At 70.7% G+C, this 18817-nt stretch carries 14 protein-coding genes and 1 tRNA gene; 2 read left to right on the top strand and 13 right to left on the bottom strand.

Annotated features, from left to right (window positions below):
• Positions 1-93: 93 nt before the first annotated feature.
• From CS062_RS02260 to rsmB, 6 genes are all read right to left on the bottom strand, one after another.
• Entirely contained in the window at positions 94-888 is a 795-nt protein-coding gene (locus CS062_RS02260) for a DUF3800 domain-containing protein (RefSeq protein WP_099859848.1), read from the bottom strand.
• Between the two features lie 207 nt (positions 889-1095).
• Positions 1096-1171: transfer RNA gene (locus CS062_RS02255), tRNA-Phe, on the bottom strand.
• Between the two features lie 74 nt (positions 1172-1245).
• On the bottom strand, positions 1246-1980 hold the full coding sequence (locus tag CS062_RS02250) for a response regulator (protein WP_099859847.1): 735 nt from the start codon (positions 1978-1980) through the stop codon (positions 1246-1248).
• Positions 1981-1993: 13 nt separating this feature from the next.
• On the bottom strand, positions 1994-4237 hold the full coding sequence (locus CS062_RS02245) for a sensor histidine kinase (protein WP_099859846.1): 2244 nt from the start codon (positions 4235-4237) through the stop codon (positions 1994-1996).
• 55 nt (positions 4238-4292) lie between these two features.
• Positions 4293-4907: a DUF4390 domain-containing protein gene (locus tag CS062_RS02240; RefSeq protein WP_099859845.1), complete on the bottom strand. Its 615-nt coding sequence runs from the start codon at positions 4905-4907 to the stop codon at positions 4293-4295.
• 30 nt (positions 4908-4937) lie between these two features.
• Positions 4938-6332: a 16S rRNA (cytosine(967)-C(5))-methyltransferase RsmB gene (rsmB, locus tag CS062_RS02235; protein ID WP_099859844.1), complete on the bottom strand. Its 1395-nt coding sequence runs from the start codon at positions 6330-6332 to the stop codon at positions 4938-4940.
• Between the two features lie 116 nt (positions 6333-6448).
• Here rsmB and folE point away from each other — a divergent pair, with 116 nt between their 5' ends.
• Positions 6449-7165: a GTP cyclohydrolase I gene (gene folE, locus CS062_RS02230; RefSeq protein ID WP_099859843.1), complete on the top strand. Its 717-nt coding sequence runs from the start codon at positions 6449-6451 to the stop codon at positions 7163-7165.
• Positions 7166-7185: 20 nt separating this feature from the next.
• On the opposite strand, the gene CS062_RS02225 is transcribed toward folE, so the two are convergent.
• Positions 7186-7734 carry a LemA family protein gene (locus CS062_RS02225; RefSeq protein WP_099859842.1) on the bottom strand — a complete coding sequence of 183 codons (549 nt, stop codon included), beginning with the start codon at positions 7732-7734 and terminating at the stop codon, positions 7186-7188.
• Between the two features lie 14 nt (positions 7735-7748).
• Positions 7749-8513, bottom strand: a complete 765-nt coding sequence (queC, locus tag CS062_RS02220) for a 7-cyano-7-deazaguanine synthase QueC (protein WP_099859841.1) — start codon at positions 8511-8513, stop codon at positions 7749-7751.
• An 85-nt stretch (positions 8514-8598) separates the two neighbouring features.
• On the opposite strand from queC, the gene CS062_RS02215 reads away from it, so the two are divergent.
• Complete coding sequence (locus CS062_RS02215; protein ID WP_158238646.1) at positions 8599-10212, top strand: DUF4139 domain-containing protein; 1614 nt, start codon at positions 8599-8601, stop codon at positions 10210-10212.
• Between the two features lie 25 nt (positions 10213-10237).
• Here CS062_RS02215 and CS062_RS02210 read toward each other — a convergent pair whose 3' ends face one another.
• The 5 genes from CS062_RS02210 to CS062_RS02190 all read right to left on the bottom strand — a co-directional run bounded on the left by CS062_RS02210 (position 10238) and on the right by CS062_RS02190 (position 18635).
• A complete protein-coding gene (locus tag CS062_RS02210; RefSeq protein WP_099859839.1) occupies positions 10238-11512 on the bottom strand; it encodes a glutamate-5-semialdehyde dehydrogenase in 1275 nt (424 codons plus the stop codon).
• A 123-nt stretch (positions 11513-11635) separates the two neighbouring features.
• The gene (locus CS062_RS02205) at positions 11636-14515 is read right to left on the bottom strand and encodes a M16 family metallopeptidase (RefSeq protein WP_099859838.1); all 2880 of its coding nucleotides are present in this window, start codon (positions 14513-14515) and stop codon (positions 11636-11638) included.
• A gap of 138 nt (positions 14516-14653) precedes the next feature.
• Positions 14654-15571: a GNAT family N-acetyltransferase gene (locus tag CS062_RS02200; RefSeq protein ID WP_099859837.1), complete on the bottom strand. Its 918-nt coding sequence runs from the start codon at positions 15569-15571 to the stop codon at positions 14654-14656.
• A 61-nt stretch (positions 15572-15632) separates the two neighbouring features.
• Entirely contained in the window at positions 15633-16619 is a 987-nt protein-coding gene (locus CS062_RS02195) for an AEC family transporter (protein ID WP_099859836.1), read from the bottom strand.
• Between the two features lie 186 nt (positions 16620-16805).
• Positions 16806-18635 carry an ATP-binding protein gene (locus CS062_RS02190; protein WP_099859835.1) on the bottom strand — a complete coding sequence of 610 codons (1830 nt, stop codon included), beginning with the start codon at positions 18633-18635 and terminating at the stop codon, positions 16806-16808.
• Positions 18636-18817 lie beyond the last annotated feature (182 nt).

Below are 18817 nucleotides of genomic sequence, written 5' to 3'. Positions count from 1 at the left end.
CTTATACTCACACTTGACAGTCAAGCGCAGCGCTTGTAGAGGCCTCCGCAAGGTGGCAGCCCGTATGGGTGGGATCCTCGAAGCTGGGGGCTGTCACCAATTCAGGAATGCCGCACGAAGGTGCGGCATTCTGTCTTGTAGCTGTTCGAAGCCCGTGAGGGTCTTGATTCCGTAGCCGCGGAAGTTGTCGCGATGGCGATACGCGTGCCTGCGTAGCAACGCCAGGTAGCTGGGGTCGGCAATTCCGAAGCGGCTCAGCTTCACCCCGTAATGTGTACTGGTGGCGACGGCATCTGCCACCTGAAGTCCTGCGAGCTGTGCATGGGCGACCGCACGCAGGCTGTCCATATTGATGGCCGGCCAGTGGATGTTCACCTGCGTACCCATCCCGGCCTGCGCACGGAGACGGTTGATGTACACGCGAATGTCTTCATAGGACATCGCGGCTCGGTCGGAGAAGATGAGATCAACCGTGCCGTCGCCTTCGCCGGGTCTCATGTGGTCTCGGCAGAGCCACGAGACTCTCTCAATCAGGAGGCGCGTCAGATAGTGGTACAGCATCCACTTGTTCGCCTGAAACCGCTCGGGATCCGGGATGTCTGGCTTGTAGCTCAGGATGCTGACTGTACGGAACGGCGTCTTGATGACCTCGTTGAGCATCACCAAGCGTTGCTCGTGCCTCATGTCGCAGAAGTGGAATGCCTTCTTCGCTTCCCACCCGAGCGTCGCGCGCGCCGCCTTGAGCGCAGCCACGGCGCTGAGGTCATGCGGCCGACGATAGACGACGGCGGTTTGAACAAACCAATGGGAACTGCCTCGCCCGTCCGGCAAGAAGGTGAAGCCCTCGTCACCCGATTCGTCAATGTACGCAACAAAACTGGACGTCATGCGTCGAATTCTGCCTGTCCGCGAGTCGGACGTTGCTCGCGAACAGCCGGGAGTGGAACTCGTCGCACGGGGGATCAGTTGACCGCCCTGGCGCAAGATCGCTGCACATCACTACACAGCGGCTACATGAACTGATCAGAAACGAAAAAGCCCAGCGCTTGACTGGGCTTCTATCGCTCTAAGTGCTCGATGCAATTAGAAAATTTCTGGTGGCCAAGGGCGGAATCGAACCACCGACACGCGGATTTTCAATCCGCTGCTCTACCAACTGAGCTACTTGGCCATGAGACTGGGTCTCTGTCTTCGTCGTTCCGATCTTGCGACTCGTGCTGAACAACGAAGACCGCGACTATAACACTAAATTCCGCTGCCCCGCTTGTTTCTTGAAAGATCGACGCCAAGCTGCTTCAACTTGCGGTACAGGTGGGTCCGTTCCAGCCCCGTCTTCTCGGCCACACGGGTCATCGAGCCGTTCTCCTTGGCCAGGTGGAATTCGAAGTAGCTCTTCTCGAACGCGTCGCGCGCCTCGCGCAGCGGGCGGTCCAGCTCGAACAACTGCTCCGACGCCAGCCCCTGGTGCGGCAGCGGCGTCACCGGCGCCAAGCCAGCCGAGGGCATCGGCAGCGTGCCGGCCGCCATCGCGGGAAGCACTTCGGGGCGGGGGTAGCTGTTGCCGATGTTGAGACCGACACCGACCACCGGCGCTGCCGGCGGGGCCGGGCGCGGCGAGGTCTTCACCAGCGCCTGTTCGACCGCGCGCAGCAGCTTCTGCAGGGTGATCGGCTTCTCCAGGAAGGCCATCGCGCCGAACTTGGTCGCCTCGACCGCGGTGTCGATCGTGCCGTGGCCGCTCATCATGATCACCGGCATCGTCAGCTGGCCGGAGCTGCCCCACTCCTTCAGCAGCGTCACGCCGTCGACGTCGGGCATCCAGATGTCCAGCAGCACCAGGTCGGGCCGCGAGCGCTCGCGAGCGGCGCGCGCCTGCTGGGCGTTCTCCGCGAGCTCGATCGTGTGCCCCTCGTCCGAGAGGATTTCAGACAAGAGGGCGCGGATGCCCAGTTCGTCGTCAACAACAAGAATGGTTGCCATGTATGCCTACTGTTCACGCGGGCCGAGGCGCGTCCTGCGCAGGGCTCGGTGCAGTCGCGAGTTTTGAAAATGATAACGAAACTTGTGCGCCGCTCGGCGGCAGATCGGCACCGCTGGAGGCTGGGAGATTCACCAGCCGGATGCGCGCGCCATGCTCGTCCGCGATTTTCTTCACCACCGCCAGCCCCAGGCCGGTCCCCTTGGTCTTGGTCGTGACGTAAGGCTCGAAGGCCCGCTTCAGCACGTTCTCCGCGAAGCCGTGGCCGTTGTCGGTGACGACCAGCCGAAGCGCCCGGAGCTCGCCGGCCTCGTTCATCGCCTTCTGCGTGCGCACGGTCACCCGGCCGTCGGGGCGCTCGCTGACCGCGTCCAGCGCGTTCTGCACGAGGTTGTGGATCACCTGCCGCAGCTGCGGGGCGTCGCCGAGGATCGCCGGGGGATCCACCGCCAGGTCCGCGCTCAGGTGGCCCGATTCCTGCGCCTCGGCGTACAGCGTCAGCACCTCGGCCACCAGTGCGTTCAGGTCCAGCGGCGCGAGCTTGGCGGCCGGCAGGCGGGCGTAGTCGCGGAACTCGTTGACCAGCTGCTTCATCGCCTGCACCTGATTCACGATCGTGCCGACGGAGCGCACCAGCATCGCCTGGTCGGTGCCCTCCAGCTTGGATTCGAGCTTGAACTGCAGCCGCTCGGCCGACAGCTGGATCGGCGTCAGCGGGTTCTTGATCTCGTGGGCGAGCCGACGCGCGACCTCGCTCCAGGCCGCGGAGCGCTGTGCCGACACCACCTCGCTGATGTCGTCGAAGACCAGCAGCCGAGCGTCCAGCGGCAGCAGCGCACCGCGCACCAGCAGGGTCAGCGCGGTCTTCTCGTCGAGCTGCAGTTCGAAGGAGTCCTGCCAGTGCTCGCGCTCGCCGGATTCCGGGCTTTGCAGCTCGAAGCGCTGCCAGATGTCCTTGCCGAAGGCCGCCAGCGCCGGCAGGTCCTCCAGCGGCCGGCCGACGTAGGCCGACAGCGGCAGCTTCAGGATGCGGGTCGCGCCGGGATTGACCGTCTCGATGCGACGCTCGCGGTCGAACACGATCACGCCGGCGGTCAGGTTGTCGAGGATGGTCTGCACATGCGTGCGCGCGCTTTCCAGCTGCGTCACGCTGAGCTCCACCTGCGCCCGCGCGTCGGCCAGCTGCTGGGTCATGTCGGCGAAGGACTGCGTCAGCCCGCCCAGTTCATCGCGCGAGCGGAACACCGGCTTGGCCTTCAGGTCGCCGGTCGCGACCTCGCGCATGCCCTCGGCCAGCAGCAGCAGCGGCTGCACCAGCTGGTTGGACAGCGCCACCGCCAGCAGCAGCGCCGCGAACACCGCCAGGATCAGCACCAGCGTCAGCGTGCCGAGGTACATGCGCCGCAGGCCGTCGCGCAGCAGCGAGCGCTGCAGGTACTCCTGGTTGGCGGCCGACACGTTCAGCGCGTTGCTGATGACCTTGCCGGAGATCTGCTTGATGACCATCAGGTAGCGGTCGCTGTTGGTCAGCTGCAGCGCGCTGCTGGGAAGCAGCGCGAGCGAGCGGATGCGGGCCTCGCCCAGCACCGCCTGCTGCTCGTCCTCCAGGCCCTCCAGGCGCGAGGCGACGCCGTTGTTGCGTGCCTGCGCGAGCAGGGTGCTGCTGGGGCGCTCGGGAATCTCGCTCGACTCGCCGCCGGCCGACAGCACCACCTGCCCGTTGCCGGCGATCAGCGCGACGCTGCGCGCGTTCATCTGGTCGCGCAGGCGCTCCAGCGCGAGCGGTGCCAGCGCGCCGTCCTCCCAGCGCTCGGCCGCGGCGCGGGTGCGCGCGTTCTGTTCGGTCCGCAGGTTCTCCAGCGTGTCCTGGCCCAGCGCCAGGCCGGCTTCCAGCGCGCTGGCCAGGCGTTGGTCGAACAGGCTCTCGATGCTGCGATTCACGAACTGGTAGGACACCGTGTAGATCAGCAGGCCCGGCACGACGCCGACGATCGCGAAGATGCCGGCCAGCTTGAGCAGCAGCCGGCTGCCGAAGCGGCCGCGCTTGACCCGCAGCGCCAGCCGCGTGCCGGCGACGCCGATCACGATCACCAGCGCGGTGGCCACCGCCACGTTCACCCAGAACAGCCAGATGTAGTGGCGTTCCAGGAAGCCGCGCTGGGCGGTGGTGCTGATGGACAGCAGGAAGGCCAGCATGCCGCTGGCCCCGGCGATCGCGGCCACGGAGATCAACCACGCCAGGCGTGCCGACTTGGTCACGGGTCAGGATCCTTGCTGAGTCACGGGAAGCGGGGGCAGGGCGAGGCGGCGCGGGTCAGGGCTGCGGCTTGTTGGGCGGCGGCGCGGCCGGCGCCTCGAGCGTGAGCGTCAGCGTGCGGTCGACGCTCAGCGTCCAGCCCTGGCTGCCGCCCAGGCCGATCTGCAGCGGTCTGGGCAGCTGCGCGGTGTCCAGCTTGTAGCTGAACTCCAGGTAATAGCGGCCGTCGTCCTCGATCTCCTTGGCGTCGGCGACGCGCCAGCCGGAGACGCCGCGCAGCGAGGCGATCGCCTCGCCGAGGGTGTCGAAGCTCTGGTGCAGGCCGCCGGTGCTGACCCGGTACTGCCGGGTCAGCGGCTGCCAGGTCAGGCGCCAGGTGCGGTTGGCCTGGGCGACCCGGGCGTCGCGCCAGTACCAGCGGCTGCGCAGCACCTGGACCTCGGCGACGAAGTAGATCGCCACGCCCTTGAGCAGCGCCTCCTCGGCCTGCCGGGGCAGCTCGAAGCGGGTGCTGAAGCTGACCGCCAGTCCGTCCTCGGCACGTTCCGCATTGAGCAGCTGCAGCGCCACGCCTTGCGCCAGCGCCCAGCCGTGCAGGACCAGCAGCGCGCCGACCAGGGTCAGGCGCTGCCACCAGGCACGCAGCGGAACGGAACGGGACGGCGGAGACACGCGGACGGGATGGAGCGAGGAGTTCGGGGATCAGGCCTTGTGCAACAGCGCGTAATAGAAGCCGTCGGTGACGGCCGCCGCGCCGGGCGCGAGGTCCTGCGGGGCATTGTCCGCGAGCGGCAGCAGATGCCCGGCCCCCTGGTCGAACTGACGCGACCGCGCATCGCCATGACGTTGCAAAAACGCGTCGATCTGGTCCTGTCCCTCGGAACGGAAGACCGAACAGGTCGCGTAGAGCAGCCGGCCGCCGGGCTTGAGCAGCGGCCACAGCGCCTCCAGCAGCTCGGACTGGATGCGCGCCAGCGCCGGGATGTCGTCGGGCCGGCGCAGCCAGCGCACATCGGGATGGCGGCGCACGATGCCGGAGGCGCTGCAGGGCGCGTCCAGCAGGATCGCGTCGAAGGCGCGACCGTCCCACCAGGCCGCGGTGTCGCGGGCGTCGGCGGCCCGCACCGCGCCCGCCAGTCCCAGCCGCTGCAGATTCTGGCGGACCCGCTCCAGCCGCTTCGCATCGGCGTCCAGCGCCAGCAGATCGAGGCCGTTGCCGGCCAGTTCCTGCAGATGGGCGGTCTTGCCGCCGGGCGCGGCACAGGCGTCCAGCACCCGCGCGCCAGCGCCGAGCAGCGGCCAGTCCTCGCCGGGGGCCAGGCCTTGAGGCCGGCGCTGGCCGAGCAGCAGCGGCGCGGCCAACTGGGCCGAGGCGTCCTGCACCGAGGCGTGGCCGGCGTCGAAGCCGGGCAGGGCCTGGACCGGCCGCGGCTCGTCGAGCACCACCGCCTGCGGGAACAGTGGACCGGCCGGATGGGCGGCGATGCCGGCCTCGCGCAGCCGGGCGAGGTAGCCGTCGAGGTCGCCGTGGGCCGGGTTGACGCGCAGCGTCATCGGCGGCTTCTGCTGGTTGGCCTGCAGCAGCTTCTCCCAGGCGGCGGGCCAGTCGGCACGCAGGCGGTCCTGCCACCAGCGCGGATGGTTGAAGCGGGCGACCGGATCGGCCTCGGCGGCGACGACGAGCGCCTCGCGCTCGCGCAGGAAGCGGCGCAGCACCGCGTTCACGAAGCCGGCGCTGTTGGGCGCACGCTGGCGGACCGCATGGACGGCCTGGTCGACCAGCGTGTGGTCGGCATAGGCCGATTCGCCGGGCCAGAGCAGCGCCAGCGCGGTCAGCAGCAGCGCGTCGACGCGCGGCGGCGGATTCTTGGGGGCGAGGACCGCGCGCACCGCCTGGGCGGCGCCGAGCCGTCGCAGCACGGTGAAGCTCAGCGCCTGCACGCCGGGGCGGATCTCGGCGGGGCAGCGCGACAGCCAGTCGGTCAGCGAGTGGCCGTCGCGGACGGCCTGGACCGCGTCGGACGCATTGGCCAGCAGCCGATGCAGCGGTGGCGCGCCGCCGCTCGCGGCGTTCTTGGGGGAGGGGACGGAAGACACCGCGCGAGTTTAGTGGGCCCGTCCCGACCGGGCCCCGCGCAAGGCGAAGTCCCGGCTTTCGCAATCCCCTCCGGAAGCCGCGACAATCGCCGGTCACCCATGAGAACGCAGGCTTCATGACGAGCACCCCGATCCTGAGCCCCGAGGACCTGGCCGCGCTGCCGACCTCGGAGCGCATCCGCTACCGGCTGGTCCAGGCCGGGCGGCGCCACCACGCCAACGACAACATCGCCGAATTCATCGAGGCGGGGGAGCTCGACCAGCTGCAGGCCGAGGTGCAGGCGCGCATGCAGAGCGTGCTGGAGGCGCTGGTCATCGACACCGACAGCGATCACAACACCCAGGACACCGCCAAGCGGGTCGCGAAGATGTTCCTGAAGGAGGTCTTCGCCGGCCGCTACGCGCCGCCGCCGCCGGTGACCGAGTTCCCCAACGCCGAGCGCCTGAACGAGCTGATGATCGTCGGCCCGATCACGGTGCGCAGCGCCTGCTCGCACCACCTGTGCCCGATCATCGGCAAGGTCTGGATCGGCCTGCTGCCCAGCGAGCATTCCAACCTGATCGGCCTGTCCAAGTACGTGCGCCTGACCGAATGGATCATGAGCCGCCCGCAGATCCAGGAGGAGGCCGTCGTGATGCTGGCCAACGAACTGCAGGAACGCGTCCAGCCCGACGGCCTGGCGATCGTGATGGACGCGGACCATTTCTGCATGCACTGGCGCGGCGTCAAGGACATGGACTCGACGATGACCAACAGCGTCATGCGCGGCTCCTTCCTGAAGGACGCGACGCTGCGGGCGGAGTTCCTGGCGCTGATGAAGCAGAAGGGCTGAGGTCCGCCCGGGGCCGCGGCTCAGAGGCTGCGTGCCTCGCTGAAGCCGACGAAGCTCATCAGCACGCGGGTGGGGAACTGGCGGATCGCGGCGTTGTAGGCCTCGACCGCCTGGTTGAACACCTGGCGCGAGAACGCGCGCTGGCGCTCGATCATCTTGAGCTCATCGACGGCGCCGGCCAGGTCCGGCTCGATGCTCAGTTCGGCGTGATGCTCCACCAGCGACACCAGCCGCGTCAGCGCCGCGCCATGCACCGCCGCGGCGACCGCCAACGCCGCCACCGGATCGGCCGCATGCGGCCTGACACGCACCGCCAGCGTCGCCGCCCGTGCGTCCGCCTGCGCGGCGGCCAGCGCGTCCAGGCTGGCCTGCTCGCTGGGCAGCCGCTCGCGCAGCCGCTCCAGCAGCAGGTCGCCGTGCGCGAAGCGCCGGGTCAACGCGTCGTCCAGCTGCCCGAAGGCCCGGGCGATCTCATTGCGCAGCAGCATCACGCGGTTGTAGGCGCCGATGCTCCAGAACACCAGCACCGCCGCCAGCGCCCACAGCCCCCAGTTCCAATGCCACTGCATCGCGCCGGTCCCGCTCAGGGCGACACCGCCGCGCCGCCGGACCGGCTGCGCTGGAACTCGTCCCAGCCCCGGGCGCGCAGCTCGCAGGCCGGGCAGTGCCCACAGCCCCAACCCCAGGCGTGGCGGGTGGTGCGCTCGCCGAGGTAGCAGGTGTGCGTGTGCTCGACGATCAGGTCGTTGAGCGCGTCGCTGCCGAGCGCCTCGGTCAGGGACCAGGTCTGCGCCTTGGTCAGGAACATCAGCGGCGTGTCCAGCGTCATCGGCGTGTCCAGGCCCAGGCTCAGCGCCACCTGCAGCGCCTTGAGCGTGTTGTCGCGGCAGTCGGGGTAGCCGGAGAAGTCGGTCTCGCACATGCCGCCGACCAGCACCGACGCGCCGCGGCGGTAGGCCAGGGTCGCGGCGAAGGTCAGGAACAGCAGGTTGCGGCCCGGGACGAAGGTGTTGGGCAGGCCGTTGGCCTGGAGCTCGATCGCGCGCTCCTGCGTCAGCGCGGTGTCGGAGATCTGGCCCAGCAGGCCGAGGTCGAGCACGTGGTCCTCGCCCAGCTTGGGCGCCCAGTGCGGGAATCGGGCGGCGATCTCGGCGCGCACGGTCTTGCGGCAGTCCAGCTCGACGCGATGGCGCTGGTCGTAGTCGAAGCCCAGCGTCTCGACCTCGGCGAAGCGGTCCAGCGCCCAGGCCAGGCAGGCGGTGGAATCCTGGCCGCCGGAGAACAGCACCAGGGCCTTGCGGCGCGAAGCGTGGACGGCAGGGAGGGAGGCGGGGGCGTCGTCGGACATGGCGGACCAGCGGTTGACAAGGAAAACGGCAGGCCGGAAGTGTGCCAGCACCGTGATAGCGTGGCCGGCCCAAGGAGGAAAGGCAATGCAACGACGGTTCACTCCGCGCGCTCCCCGGCTGGCGCGCCGGCTTCTTTCACTGCCCGCGCTGGCGGTCCTCGCCGCGAGCGGGGCTGCTGGCGCCGCGCGGGCGGCCGACGCCTCGACGATCAGCCAGGTGCTGCTGTATCCGGGCGGCGCGCAGGTCGATCGCACGCTGACCGTGGCGGCCGGTGCGACGCAGCTTCGGCTCGCCTGCCTGCCGGCGTCGCTGGAGCGCGAGTCGGTGCAGCTGCAGGCGCCCGCCCACATCGCGCTGGGAGAGCTGCAGATCGAGACGGTGCCCCGCGCCCAGCTGCCCGAATGCCGCCCGGTCGACCCCCGGGTGCGCGAGCTCGAGGCGCAGCGCAACCTGCTGGAGGCGGAGCAGGGCGGCGTCGAGCTGTCGCTGGGCTACCTCAAGGGTCTGTCGGACACCGGCGCCAAGGGCGGGCCGGCCCTGGCCGCCACGCTGGACTCGCTGCGGCGCAATGCGCAGGACCTGTTGACCCGGCAGCAGGCGCTCAAGCTGAAGATGGCCGAGGTCGAGGCCCAGCTGGGCGCCGCCAAGGCCGAACTGGCCCAGCCCGAAGGAGGCCAGGTCTCGGTGCTTCGGGTCCGGCTGTCCGCGCCGCAGGCGGGCGAATTGCAGCTGCGCTATCGCGTCCCCGACAGCGGCTGGACCCCGCAGTACCGGGCCCGACTGGACACGGCGGCCGGCACGCTGCAGCTCGATCGCGTCGCCCAGATCGCGCAGAACAGCGGCGAGGACTGGACGCAGGTGCGGTTGCGGCTGTCGACGGCCCAGCCGCGTCAGCGCGTCGCGTCCATCGGCCTGGCGCCGTGGACCCTGGCCTTGCTGCCCCCGGTGCAGGCCGAGGCCAGGACCGCCTTTCCCATAGCGGCCGCGCCGGCCGCGCCGCCGCGGGCGCCGGCGCCGATGCTGGAGCGCATCGCGGTGTCCGGCAGCGCGGTGCGTTTCGATGCCAGCGTCTTCGAGGGCGACTTCGCCACCGAGTACGAGCTGCCGCAGCGCGTCAGCTTGCGGGGCAACGGGCAGGGCACCACGGTGAGCCTGGGCAGCCAGACGGTCGGTGCGAAGCAGCTGTCGCGGGTCCAGCCCCAGATCGAGGCCGCGGCCTATCTGCTGGCGGAGATCGCGCGGCCCGACGGGGCGTGGCCGCGGGGGCCGGTGCAGCTGTTCCGTGATGGCACGCTGGTGGGCGAATCGATGCTGAGCCTGGGCAGTGGCAAGACGCTGTCCCTGCCCTTCGGCCGGGACGAGCGGCTGCGCGTGCGGGTCGATCCGGAGAAGCGCGAGGGCGCCGACGCCGGCTTCATCGGCGCGCGGCGCGAGCAGCAGCTGACGCGCCAGTGGCTGGTGGAGAACCTGGGCAAGCGTCCAGTGACGCTGCAGGTGCTGGAAGCGGCGCCGGTGTCGCAGCACGAGGACATCCGCGTCGAGACCCGCTTCACGCCGCCGGTGAGCGAGGCCAACTGGCGCGAGCAGCCCGGCATCCAGCTGTGGGAGCTGCCGCTGGCACCGGGCGCGGCGCAGACCTTCCAGGCGGTCTACCGGATCAGCGTGCCCAAGGACGCGCGCGTCTCGGGCATGCGCTGAGCGTCGGGGCGCGGAGCGGGCGGGATCAGGACCGGATCTCGCCCTGCCCCAGCACCACCCACTTCATCGAGGTCAGCCCTTCCAGCCCCACCGGGCCGCGGGCGTGGAACTTGTCGGTGGAGATGCCGATCTCCGCGCCCAGGCCGTATTCGAAGCCGTCGGCGAAGCGGGTGCTGGCGTTGACCATCACGCTGGCCGAATCGACCTCGCGCAGGAAGCGCATCGCGCTGACGTGGTTGGTGGTGAGGATCGCATCGGTGTGATGCGAGCCATGGCGGTTGATGTGCGCGATGGCCTCGTCGAGCGAATCGACGATCTTGATGCTGATGATCGGCGCCAGGTATTCCGTGTCCCAGTCCTCGGGCGTCGCCGGCTTGAGCAGATCGCGCGGCACCGCTTCCAGCAGTGCCAGCGCGCGCTCGCAGCCCCGCATCTCGACGCCCTTGGCGGCGAAGACCATGCCGATGCGGGGCAGGAAGTCCGCCGCCTGCTTCGCATGGACCAGCAGCGACTCGGTCGCGTTGCACGGGCTGTACTTCTGCGTCTTGGCGTTGTCGACGACGGTCACCGCCAGGTCGAGGTCGACCTCCGCGTCCACATAGCTGTGGCAGTTGCCGTCCAGATGCTTGATCACCGGCACCCGGGCCTCGCGGCTGATGCGCTCGATCAGGCCTTTGCCGCCGCGCGGAATGATCACGTCGACGAAGGCCGGCATCGCGATCAGCAGCCCGACCGCGGCGCGGTCGGTGGTGTTGATCAGCTGCACCGCCTCGCGCGGCAGCCCGGCCTCCTCGAGGCTGTCGGCCACCAGCGCCGCCAGCGCCAGGTTGCTGTGCAGCGCCTCGGAGCCGCCGCGCAGGATGCAGGCGTTGCCGCTCTTGATCGCCAGCGAGGCGGCCTCGATGGTCACGTTCGGACGGCTCTCGTAGATCATGCCGAACACGCCCAGCGGCACCCGCATCTGGCCGACGCTGATGCCGGTCGGGCGGCGCTTCACGCCGGTGATCTCGCCGATCGGATCGGGCATCGCGGCGATCTGCTCGCAGCCCTCGGCGACGGTGGCCAGCACCTTGGGCGTCAGCCGCAGCCGGTCGACCATCGGTGCTTCCAGGCCGGCCCCGACCGCGGCGGCCAGATCGCGCTCGTTCGCGGCGGCCAGGGCCGGGCCGGTCTCGCGCAGGCGGCGGGCCAGCGCCAGCAGCGCGGCGTTCTTCGCGGCGGTCGGAGCGGCGGCCATCAGCGTCGCGGCCCCGCGGGCCGCCTCGCCGACGCCGGTCATGTAGGCGTTGAGGTCGGTCATAGGGCGTCGATTCTGACCGATGCCTCGCCGACCCCGTCTCCCAGGGGCCATCGCAAGCCGAAAGCCAAGCCTTCGCGCGGGGCCGCAGCGGGAGAGGGGGAGGAAGGCGTCGAGGCCCGCGCCTTAGGGCGTCGCGGCCGAGGCCGGCATCGACGGCGCGGTCACGCCGACCGGCACCCCCTGCGGATCGCGGATCTCCAGCGGCTTGCGGCCCAGGGCCTCCAGCTGCGGCAGCACCTTCGCCTTGTCGCCGACGGCCACGACGATCAGCGCGGCCGGATCGACGTAGGTCTTCGTCGCCTTGTAGGCGCTGTTGGCGGTCACCGCGGCGAACTTGCGCGGCAGCGCGGTGATGCTGTCCGCCGGCATGCCGACCGCCCACTCGCTGGCGTAGCTCGAGGCCACGACGCGATTGGTGTCGAACAGGCCGGGCAGCGCCAGCAGCTGGGCGTTGCGCACCCGGTTCAGTTCCTCGGCGCCCATCGGCTTGGCGCGCATGCCGTCGATCTCCTTGAACATGTCGGTCAACGCCGGACCGGTCACGTCGGTGCGGACGCTGCCGCGGATGCCGAACAGCCCGCTGTCGCGGTTCATCGTGTAGGCCGAGTAGATGCCGTAGGTGTAGCCCTTGACCTCGCGCAGCTGCGTGTTGATCCGCGAGGTGAAGAGGCCGCCCATCGCGGCGTTCATGACCTTGATGTCCTCGGCGTCGGGCGTGCCGGCCTTCGGGCCCGGGGCGACGACGCTCAGCGCGGTCTGCGGCGCGCCCGGCTTGTCGACCAGCACGACACGCGCCGCGGCCGGCTTGGGTGCGGCGGTGTTCACCGTCGCCGCCGCGGTCGCGGGACGCGCCCAGCCGCCGAACAGGCGCTCGGCCAGCGCCTTGAGCTCGTCGGCCGAGATGTCGCCGGCCACCACCAGCGCGGCCTGGTCGGGCCGGTAGTGGGTGGACCAGAACTGGCGCAGCGCGGCGGCATCGGTGGCCTTGATCGCCGCCTCGTCGCCCAGCGAGGCCTTGGCCAGCGGATGGTCCTCGCCATAGACGACCCGGTTGGCGACGATCGCGGCCACGGCCGGCGGCTGCTCGCGCTGCTGCTGCAGCGCGGCCAGGCGCTGGTTCTGCATGCGCGCGATCTCGCCCGCATCGAAGGCGGGATGCAGCGCGACATCCGCCATCAGCGCCAGCGTCTGCGGAAAGTTGCGCTTGAGGCTGCTGGCCTCGATGCGGGCCTCGTCGCGGCCCGCGCCGCTGCTGATTGCGGCGCCCAGCGCGGCGGCCTCGTCGGCGATCTGCTGCGCGGTGCGCGTCTGCGTGCCCTGCTGCAGCATGCCGGCGGTGAAGCTCGACAGGCCCGGCCGGTCCGCCGGATTGGCGGTCTGGCCGGCGCGCACCACCAGCGTGGCGCTCACCAGCGGCAGTCCCGGGTTGGGAATGTGGATCAGCGTCAGGCCGTTGGCCAGCGTCAGGCGCCGGCCCTCGGGCAGCACCGGCGCCTTGGCCTTGCCGCCCTTGGGCGGTGTCCGGCGCCAGGCGACGTCGGGGTTCATCGATTCGCGCTCGCCCTGGGCGGCCTTCGTGGGGGCCGGCGGCGTCGGCACCTCCGGCGCGAGCTTCTGCTCGCCGGGCGTCGCCCGCACGACGACGCGGGCGTTCTTCCTCAGCTGCTGCGCCACCACGTCGCGGACCTGGGCCGGCGTGATCGCCTGGTAGCGGGCCAGGTCCTTGCCGATGTAGTTCGGGTCGCCGGCCTGCTGGTTGTAGTAGTTGATCTGGTCGGCCAGGGCCTGGACCTTCTCCAGCCGCGACAGCGTGGCGGTCTCGATCGCGGCGCGGGCGCGGGCCATCTCCTCGGGCGTGGGCGGATTGGTGGCCAGCTCGGCGACGGCGTCGTCGACGATCTTCTGGATCTCGTCCAGCGACTTGCCCGGCCGCGCCACCACCTCGATCGAGAACACCGAGCCCAGCGACAGCGAGTACTGCTGCACCTGCACCGACTGCGCCAGCTGCTTGTCGTAGACCAGCGTCTTGTAGAGGCGGCTGGACTTGCCGCCGCCCAGCACGTGCGAGGCGATGTCCAGCTCCGCGTCGCCGGGCCGGAACACGGCCGGCGTGTGCCAGGCGATGTCCAGGCGCGAGAGCTCGACGCGATCGGTCACCTCGATGCGCTTCTCCTCGGTCAGCTGCGGCTGCGCGACGTTGACCGGCGGCACCGGGTCGCCGGCCTTGAGCGGACCGAAGTACTTCTCCACCAGCCGCCTGGCCTGCGCCGGGTCGAAATCGCCGGCCAGCACCAGGGTGGCGTTGTTGGGCCGGTAATAGCTGCGGGCGAAGGCCTTCACGTCGTCCAGCTTGATCGACTGGATGTCCGCATGCGAGCCGATCACGGTGGCGCGGTACGGATGACCCTCGGGGAACAGCGCCTGGTACAGCGCTTCCTCGACGATGCCGTAGGGACGGTTCTCGACCGACTGGCGGCGCTCGTTGCGGACCACGTCCTGCTGGTTGGCCAGCGCCACCGAATCGACCTCGTCGATCATGTAGCCCAGCATGTCCGACTTCAGCCAAAGGCCCAGTTCGAGCTGGTTGGACGGCAACGTGAAGAAGTAGTTCGTGCGGTCGAAGTCGGTCGAGCCGTTGGAATCCGTGCCGCCGGCGGCGTCGATGATCTTGTCGGCCTGGCCGCGCGGGATGTGCCGGGTGCCGGCGAACATCAGGTGCTCGAACAGGTGGGCGAAGCCGGTCTGGCCCTTGGCCTCGTTGCGGGGACCCGCATGCACCCACAGGTTGAAGGCCACCAGCGGCAGGCGGTGGTCCTCGACCAGGATCACCTCGAAGCCGTTGGGCAGCTTCACCTTCTCCAGCTTCACGTTGAGCGTGCCGCCGACGGTGGAGACGGCGCTGGTGCCAGCGGCCGCCGGCGCGGCGACGGCCGGGTGGAGGCCGCCGAGCGCGGTCAGGACGGCCAGGGTGATGGCGGCGGGCGCCGCGGGCATGAATCGCATGGTGGGACGCTTCCCTTCAAGGTTGGTGCGGGGGCACGCTATCCAAAGCGGGCGGCCCTCACAAGTGCCGGAACTCCGGAAGATCGAGCTTGGGCGCGATGCTGCCGTGCCCCACGACCGGCGGGCGTCAAGGCGGCGTCAAAGCGGGCGCAGCATCAACTGCTGGTGCAGCGGCTGCGCCACGGCCCCCATCGCCGCCAGGGCCGCGCCGCCGAGGTCGTCCCGCTGCAGCTGCGGCACCCGCAGCCGGCGCCGCGGATGGACGGCGGCCAGCGCCTGGATCAGCGCGCGGGCGTCGGCATCGCGCGGGGCGACCAGGCTGTGGATCATGACGGTCTCGTCGGGCAGGCTGAAGACCACCTGCGCGGCCGCGTCGCCGCCCCGTTCGTCCGGCCCGGCGGACGCCCCGACCTGCCACGCGTGGTAGTCGACGCCATGGCGCAGCGTCGCCGCGGTGACCTGCAGCGGCAGGTCGGGCAGGCGCCGCTCCGCGGCTTCCAGCCAGGCGAGCGCCACCGGCATCTCGACCGCCTGCGGCGCCGTCCGGCCCGCCGGCGCCTGCGTCGCGATCGTGCCGGGCTCGGCGACGTAGCCGTTCAGCCGGTGCAGCATGGCGAAGCCGCGGCCCTCGTAGAGCCGCCGCGCGCGCTCGTTCTGCGCGAAGACTTCCAGCTCCACCGCGCGGAGCCCGGCTGCGGCGGCGCGGGCGATGACGTCGTCCAGCAGGGCCGGCGCGGCGCCGGTGCCGCGCGCGGCGGGCAGCGCGCCCATCGTCGCCAGGCGCCAGCGCCCGGCGAGCGGCCGTGGCGCGACGAAGGCGAAGGCCAGCGGCGCGCCGGACGTGTCGAGCGCCACGCGCGACAGCGTCAGGTCCACCCCCTGGCGCGCGAGGAACATCGGCCACTGCGCCGGCGGGATCTGGAACGGGCCGATCAGGTAATCGGAGAAGGCCGCGGTGAAGGCGGCATGCAGCGCCTCCGGCGCGATCTCGTCGCCGCGGACGAAGGTGAAACGCGGGGCGGAAGGGCTCGTCGAGTCGGAGGGCGATGCCGTCATGGGGTTCCTAACGATCGGAAGAACCGGCGATGGTGCCGCGCGCGGGCCGCGGCGCCGCTCGTCACGGCGCGCTCGAGCCGTCCAGCCAGGCCGGGATCGCCAGCCACAGCGGCGCGGTGACCGCGAACAGCAGCGTGCCCAGCACGATGGCGCCGGAGGCCTCGGCCTCCAGCGTGCGATAGCGCTGGGCGAACATCATCGCGTTCGATCCGGGCGGCAGCGCGGCCATCATGACGATCACGGCGAGCGGCATGCCCGACAGGCCGAAGCCCCAGTGCGCGATGCCCAGCACCAGCGCTGGCAGCACCAGCAGCTTGAGCGCGGCCAGGCCCAGCAGCGAGCGGATCGCGCCGCGCGGCAGGCCGTAGTAGGCCAGCGACATGCCGATCAGCACCAGGCACAGCGGCACCACGGCGCTGCCCAGCATCTGCAGCACCTCGTCCAGCACCGCGGGCAGCGGGAGGCCGGTGAGGTGCCAGGCGAAGCCGCACAGCACCGGCAGCACCACCGGGTGGATGACGGTGTTGCGGATCGTCGTGAGGAGGGTGCGCCGGAGGCTGGCGCCGCTGGCGGTGTGGCGCGCCAGGTCCATCTCGACCAGGACGGTGGCGACGGTGAGCAGCGTCAGCGCATGCAGGCTGACGACGGTGATGTGCACCGCCAGGCCGCTCTCGCCGAAGACGCCGGCCACCAGCGGCACGCCCACCTGCAGCGTGTTGCCGAAGCTGGCGGTGATGCTGCGCACCGCCGGGGCCGCGGGGCTTTCGGGATGGCGCTTGCGCTCGTAGAGGTAGACGGCCACCAGCATCAGCACCACCGGCGCGAAGAACGCGGCGACGGTGAGCCAGGGCAGGTCGGAGAACTCCACCCGGGCGGTGGTGCGGAACATCAGCGCCGGGACGAACAGGTAGAACGCGATGTTCGAGAGGATGCGGGCCGGGTCGTTCTCGCCACCGGCCTTGCCCAGCCAGCGCATGTGTCCGACGAACCAGCCCATCCCCGCGGCGATGAAGATCGCCAGCAGCTTGTAGAACAGGACGGCAGTCATGGCCGGGGAGTATGCCGAAGCGGGCCAGCCCGGCGGGCGCGGCCCGCACTGCGCTTGGTGCCGGATGCTTGGCGCTTGGCGCTTGGCGCTTGGCGATGGGTGCTGGGCGGTGGTGACTGCTTCCGCCGCTGGCCCCCGCCCCTGCTCTTCCCCCCAGCGGGAGAGGGGGTCAGCAGGCGGGCAAGGTCAGGAGGCCAACGGCAGTTCGAGCGCGAAGCTGAAGCGGCTGCCTTCGTCCAGCGAGGTCTCGACGGTGATCTCGCCGCCCATCAGGCGGACGAGCTGCTGGCTGATCGCCAGGCCCAGGCCGGTGCCGCCGGCGCGGCGCGACTGGTCCGCCACCTGCTCGAAGGGCTGGAAGAGCCGGTCCATCTGGGCGCGCGCCATGCCGATGCCGGTGTCGGAGACGGTGAAGCGCAGCATCAGGCTGCTGGGGCCCTGCGCCACCACGTCCACCGACAGCCCGACCCGGCCGTGGTCGGTGAACTTGACCGCGTTGGACAGCAGGTTCAGCAGCACCTGGCGCAGCCGCTGGCCGTCCGCGCGCACCCGCGTCGGCAACTGCGCGTCGAGGTGGACGTCGAAGGCCAGGCCCTTCTCGGCGGCGCGCGGCCGCATCGACTCGCTGCAGATCTCGAGCAGCGCGCGAAGGTCCAGCGGGCTGAGCTGCAAGGTCAGCTTGCCGGCCTCGATGCTGGCCACGTCCAGCAGGTCGGTGATCAGCACCAGCAGGTGCTCGCCCGACTCCCGCATCAGGCGGATGCGCTGCTGCTGCGCCTCGTTGAGCGAGGCATCCATCTGCAGCAGCTGCGCGAAGCCGAGGATGGCGTTGAGCGGCGTGCGGAACTCATGGCTCATCGTCGCCAGGAAGCGGCTCTTGGCCTGGTTCGCCGCCTCGGCGCGCTGCTTGGCCTGCGACAGCTCGACGGTGCGTTCGGTGACCAGTTCCTCGAGGTGGTCGCGATGCTGGGTGAGCTCCTGCTCCGCCAGCCGGCGCAGCGTGATGTCGCTGACCAGGCCCTCGATCCGCGGCGCGCCGTCGAGCACCAGGTGCAGGCTGAGCTCGACCCACAGGTCGCGCCCGTCGCGCGTGGTCACCAGCAGCGGCACCTGCTGCAGCAGCCGATGGCGCTCCAGCGCGAGGGCCAGGCGCCGGTACTCGTCGCGCTCGATGCGCACCACGCGCCGCAGCGTGACGCCCTGCGCGTCCTCGGGCCGCCCCAGGCCCAGCATGTGGGCCAGCGCCTTGTTGACGCGCAGCAGCCGCCCGTGGGCGTCCGCCTGGAAGATGCCCTCGGCCGCGTTCTCGAAGAGGCTGCGATAGCGCTGCTCGCTGCTGCGCAGGCCCTCGGCGAAGTCGCGCAGCTTGGCGCTCATCGCATTGAGCTGGTCGGTCAGGTCGCCGATCTCGTCGGCATGCTGGGGCTGGATCTGGGCGCCGAGCTCGCCGCTGGCCACCCGCTGGGCCAGGCCGCGCAGGCGCGAGACCGGCCGCTCCACCAGGCGGCGCACCAGCACATAGCTGGTCAGCGCGATCGCCACCAGCACCGTGGCCAGCAGGCTGGCCACCAGCCGGCGGGTCTCGCCCAGCGTCTGGTCGATGTAGCTGCGGGTGTAGACCAGCGTCGCGCGGCCGAGCGCCCCGGCCGCGCCCTGGGCGCCGGCGCGATGGCTCAGCTCGAACTCCAGCGTCAGCGGCCGCACCGCCGGCGTCTCGCGCGCGCGCTGCAGCGTCTCCAGACCGGGGGCGGCCAGCGTGATCGACTGGACCTCGGGATCGGCCATCACCGCGTCCAGCAGCTCGGACAGCGCGGCGCTGTCCAGGTTCCAGACCGGCTCGGCGAAGCCGCGCGCCACCAGCTGCGCCATGCGCTGCTGGCGCTCGGTCAGCGCCTCGTTGAGTTCGTGCTCGTGGCGGTCGACCCAGTACAGGCCGATCAAGCCCACCAGCACCGTCGCGCTCAGGCTCAGCGCGGCGACCAGCCGCGTCTGGATGCTCAGCGTCGATCGGCCCATGACCGCATGCCCTCTCCTGACTCGCACGTTGTTTGCGGCCGAGTGTCGCGCAAATGCGGGAGGCCGCCCGGCGAGCAGGCACGAACCGGCCCCCAGGATTTCACGGGTTGCGATTCGAGGCGGGGCGAAAGGGGGACGCCGGCCCGCTCGAGGCGGCGGGCGCGCGGGTGCGTCGCTAAGGC

The sequence above is a fragment of the Roseateles chitinivorans genome, assembly GCF_002761755.1.
In the GTDB taxonomy this organism is placed as follows: Bacteria; Pseudomonadota; Gammaproteobacteria; order Burkholderiales; family Burkholderiaceae_C; genus Roseateles; species Roseateles chitinivorans.
Note: the sequence above shows the minus strand (reverse complement) of the source record. Positions and strands in the feature narration are given on the sequence as shown.

Coding starts and splice junctions, on each gene's coding strand:
- queC (WP_099859841.1), bottom strand. CDS start 8,513: ATGTCCGACGACGCCCCCGCCTCCCTCCCTGCCGTCCACGCTTCGCGC.
- CS062_RS02200 (WP_099859837.1), bottom strand. CDS start 15,571: ATGACGGCATCGCCCTCCGACTCGACGAGCCCTTCCGCCCCGCGTTTC.
- CS062_RS02205 (WP_099859838.1), bottom strand. CDS start 14,515: ATGCGATTCATGCCCGCGGCGCCCGCCGCCATCACCCTGGCCGTCCTG.
- folE (WP_099859843.1), top strand. CDS start 6,449: ATGACGAGCACCCCGATCCTGAGCCCCGAGGACCTGGCCGCGCTGCCG.
- CS062_RS02195 (WP_099859836.1), bottom strand. CDS start 16,619: ATGACTGCCGTCCTGTTCTACAAGCTGCTGGCGATCTTCATCGCCGCG.
- CS062_RS02215 (WP_158238646.1), top strand. CDS start 8,599: ATGCAACGACGGTTCACTCCGCGCGCTCCCCGGCTGGCGCGCCGGCTT.
- CS062_RS02250 (WP_099859847.1), bottom strand. CDS start 1,980: ATGGCAACCATTCTTGTTGTTGACGACGAACTGGGCATCCGCGCCCTC.
- CS062_RS02260 (WP_099859848.1), bottom strand. CDS start 888: ATGACGTCCAGTTTTGTTGCGTACATTGACGAATCGGGTGACGAGGGC.
- CS062_RS02210 (WP_099859839.1), bottom strand. CDS start 11,512: ATGACCGACCTCAACGCCTACATGACCGGCGTCGGCGAGGCGGCCCGC.
- CS062_RS02190 (WP_099859835.1), bottom strand. CDS start 18,635: ATGGGCCGATCGACGCTGAGCATCCAGACGCGGCTGGTCGCCGCGCTG.
- CS062_RS02225 (WP_099859842.1), bottom strand. CDS start 7,734: ATGCAGTGGCATTGGAACTGGGGGCTGTGGGCGCTGGCGGCGGTGCTG.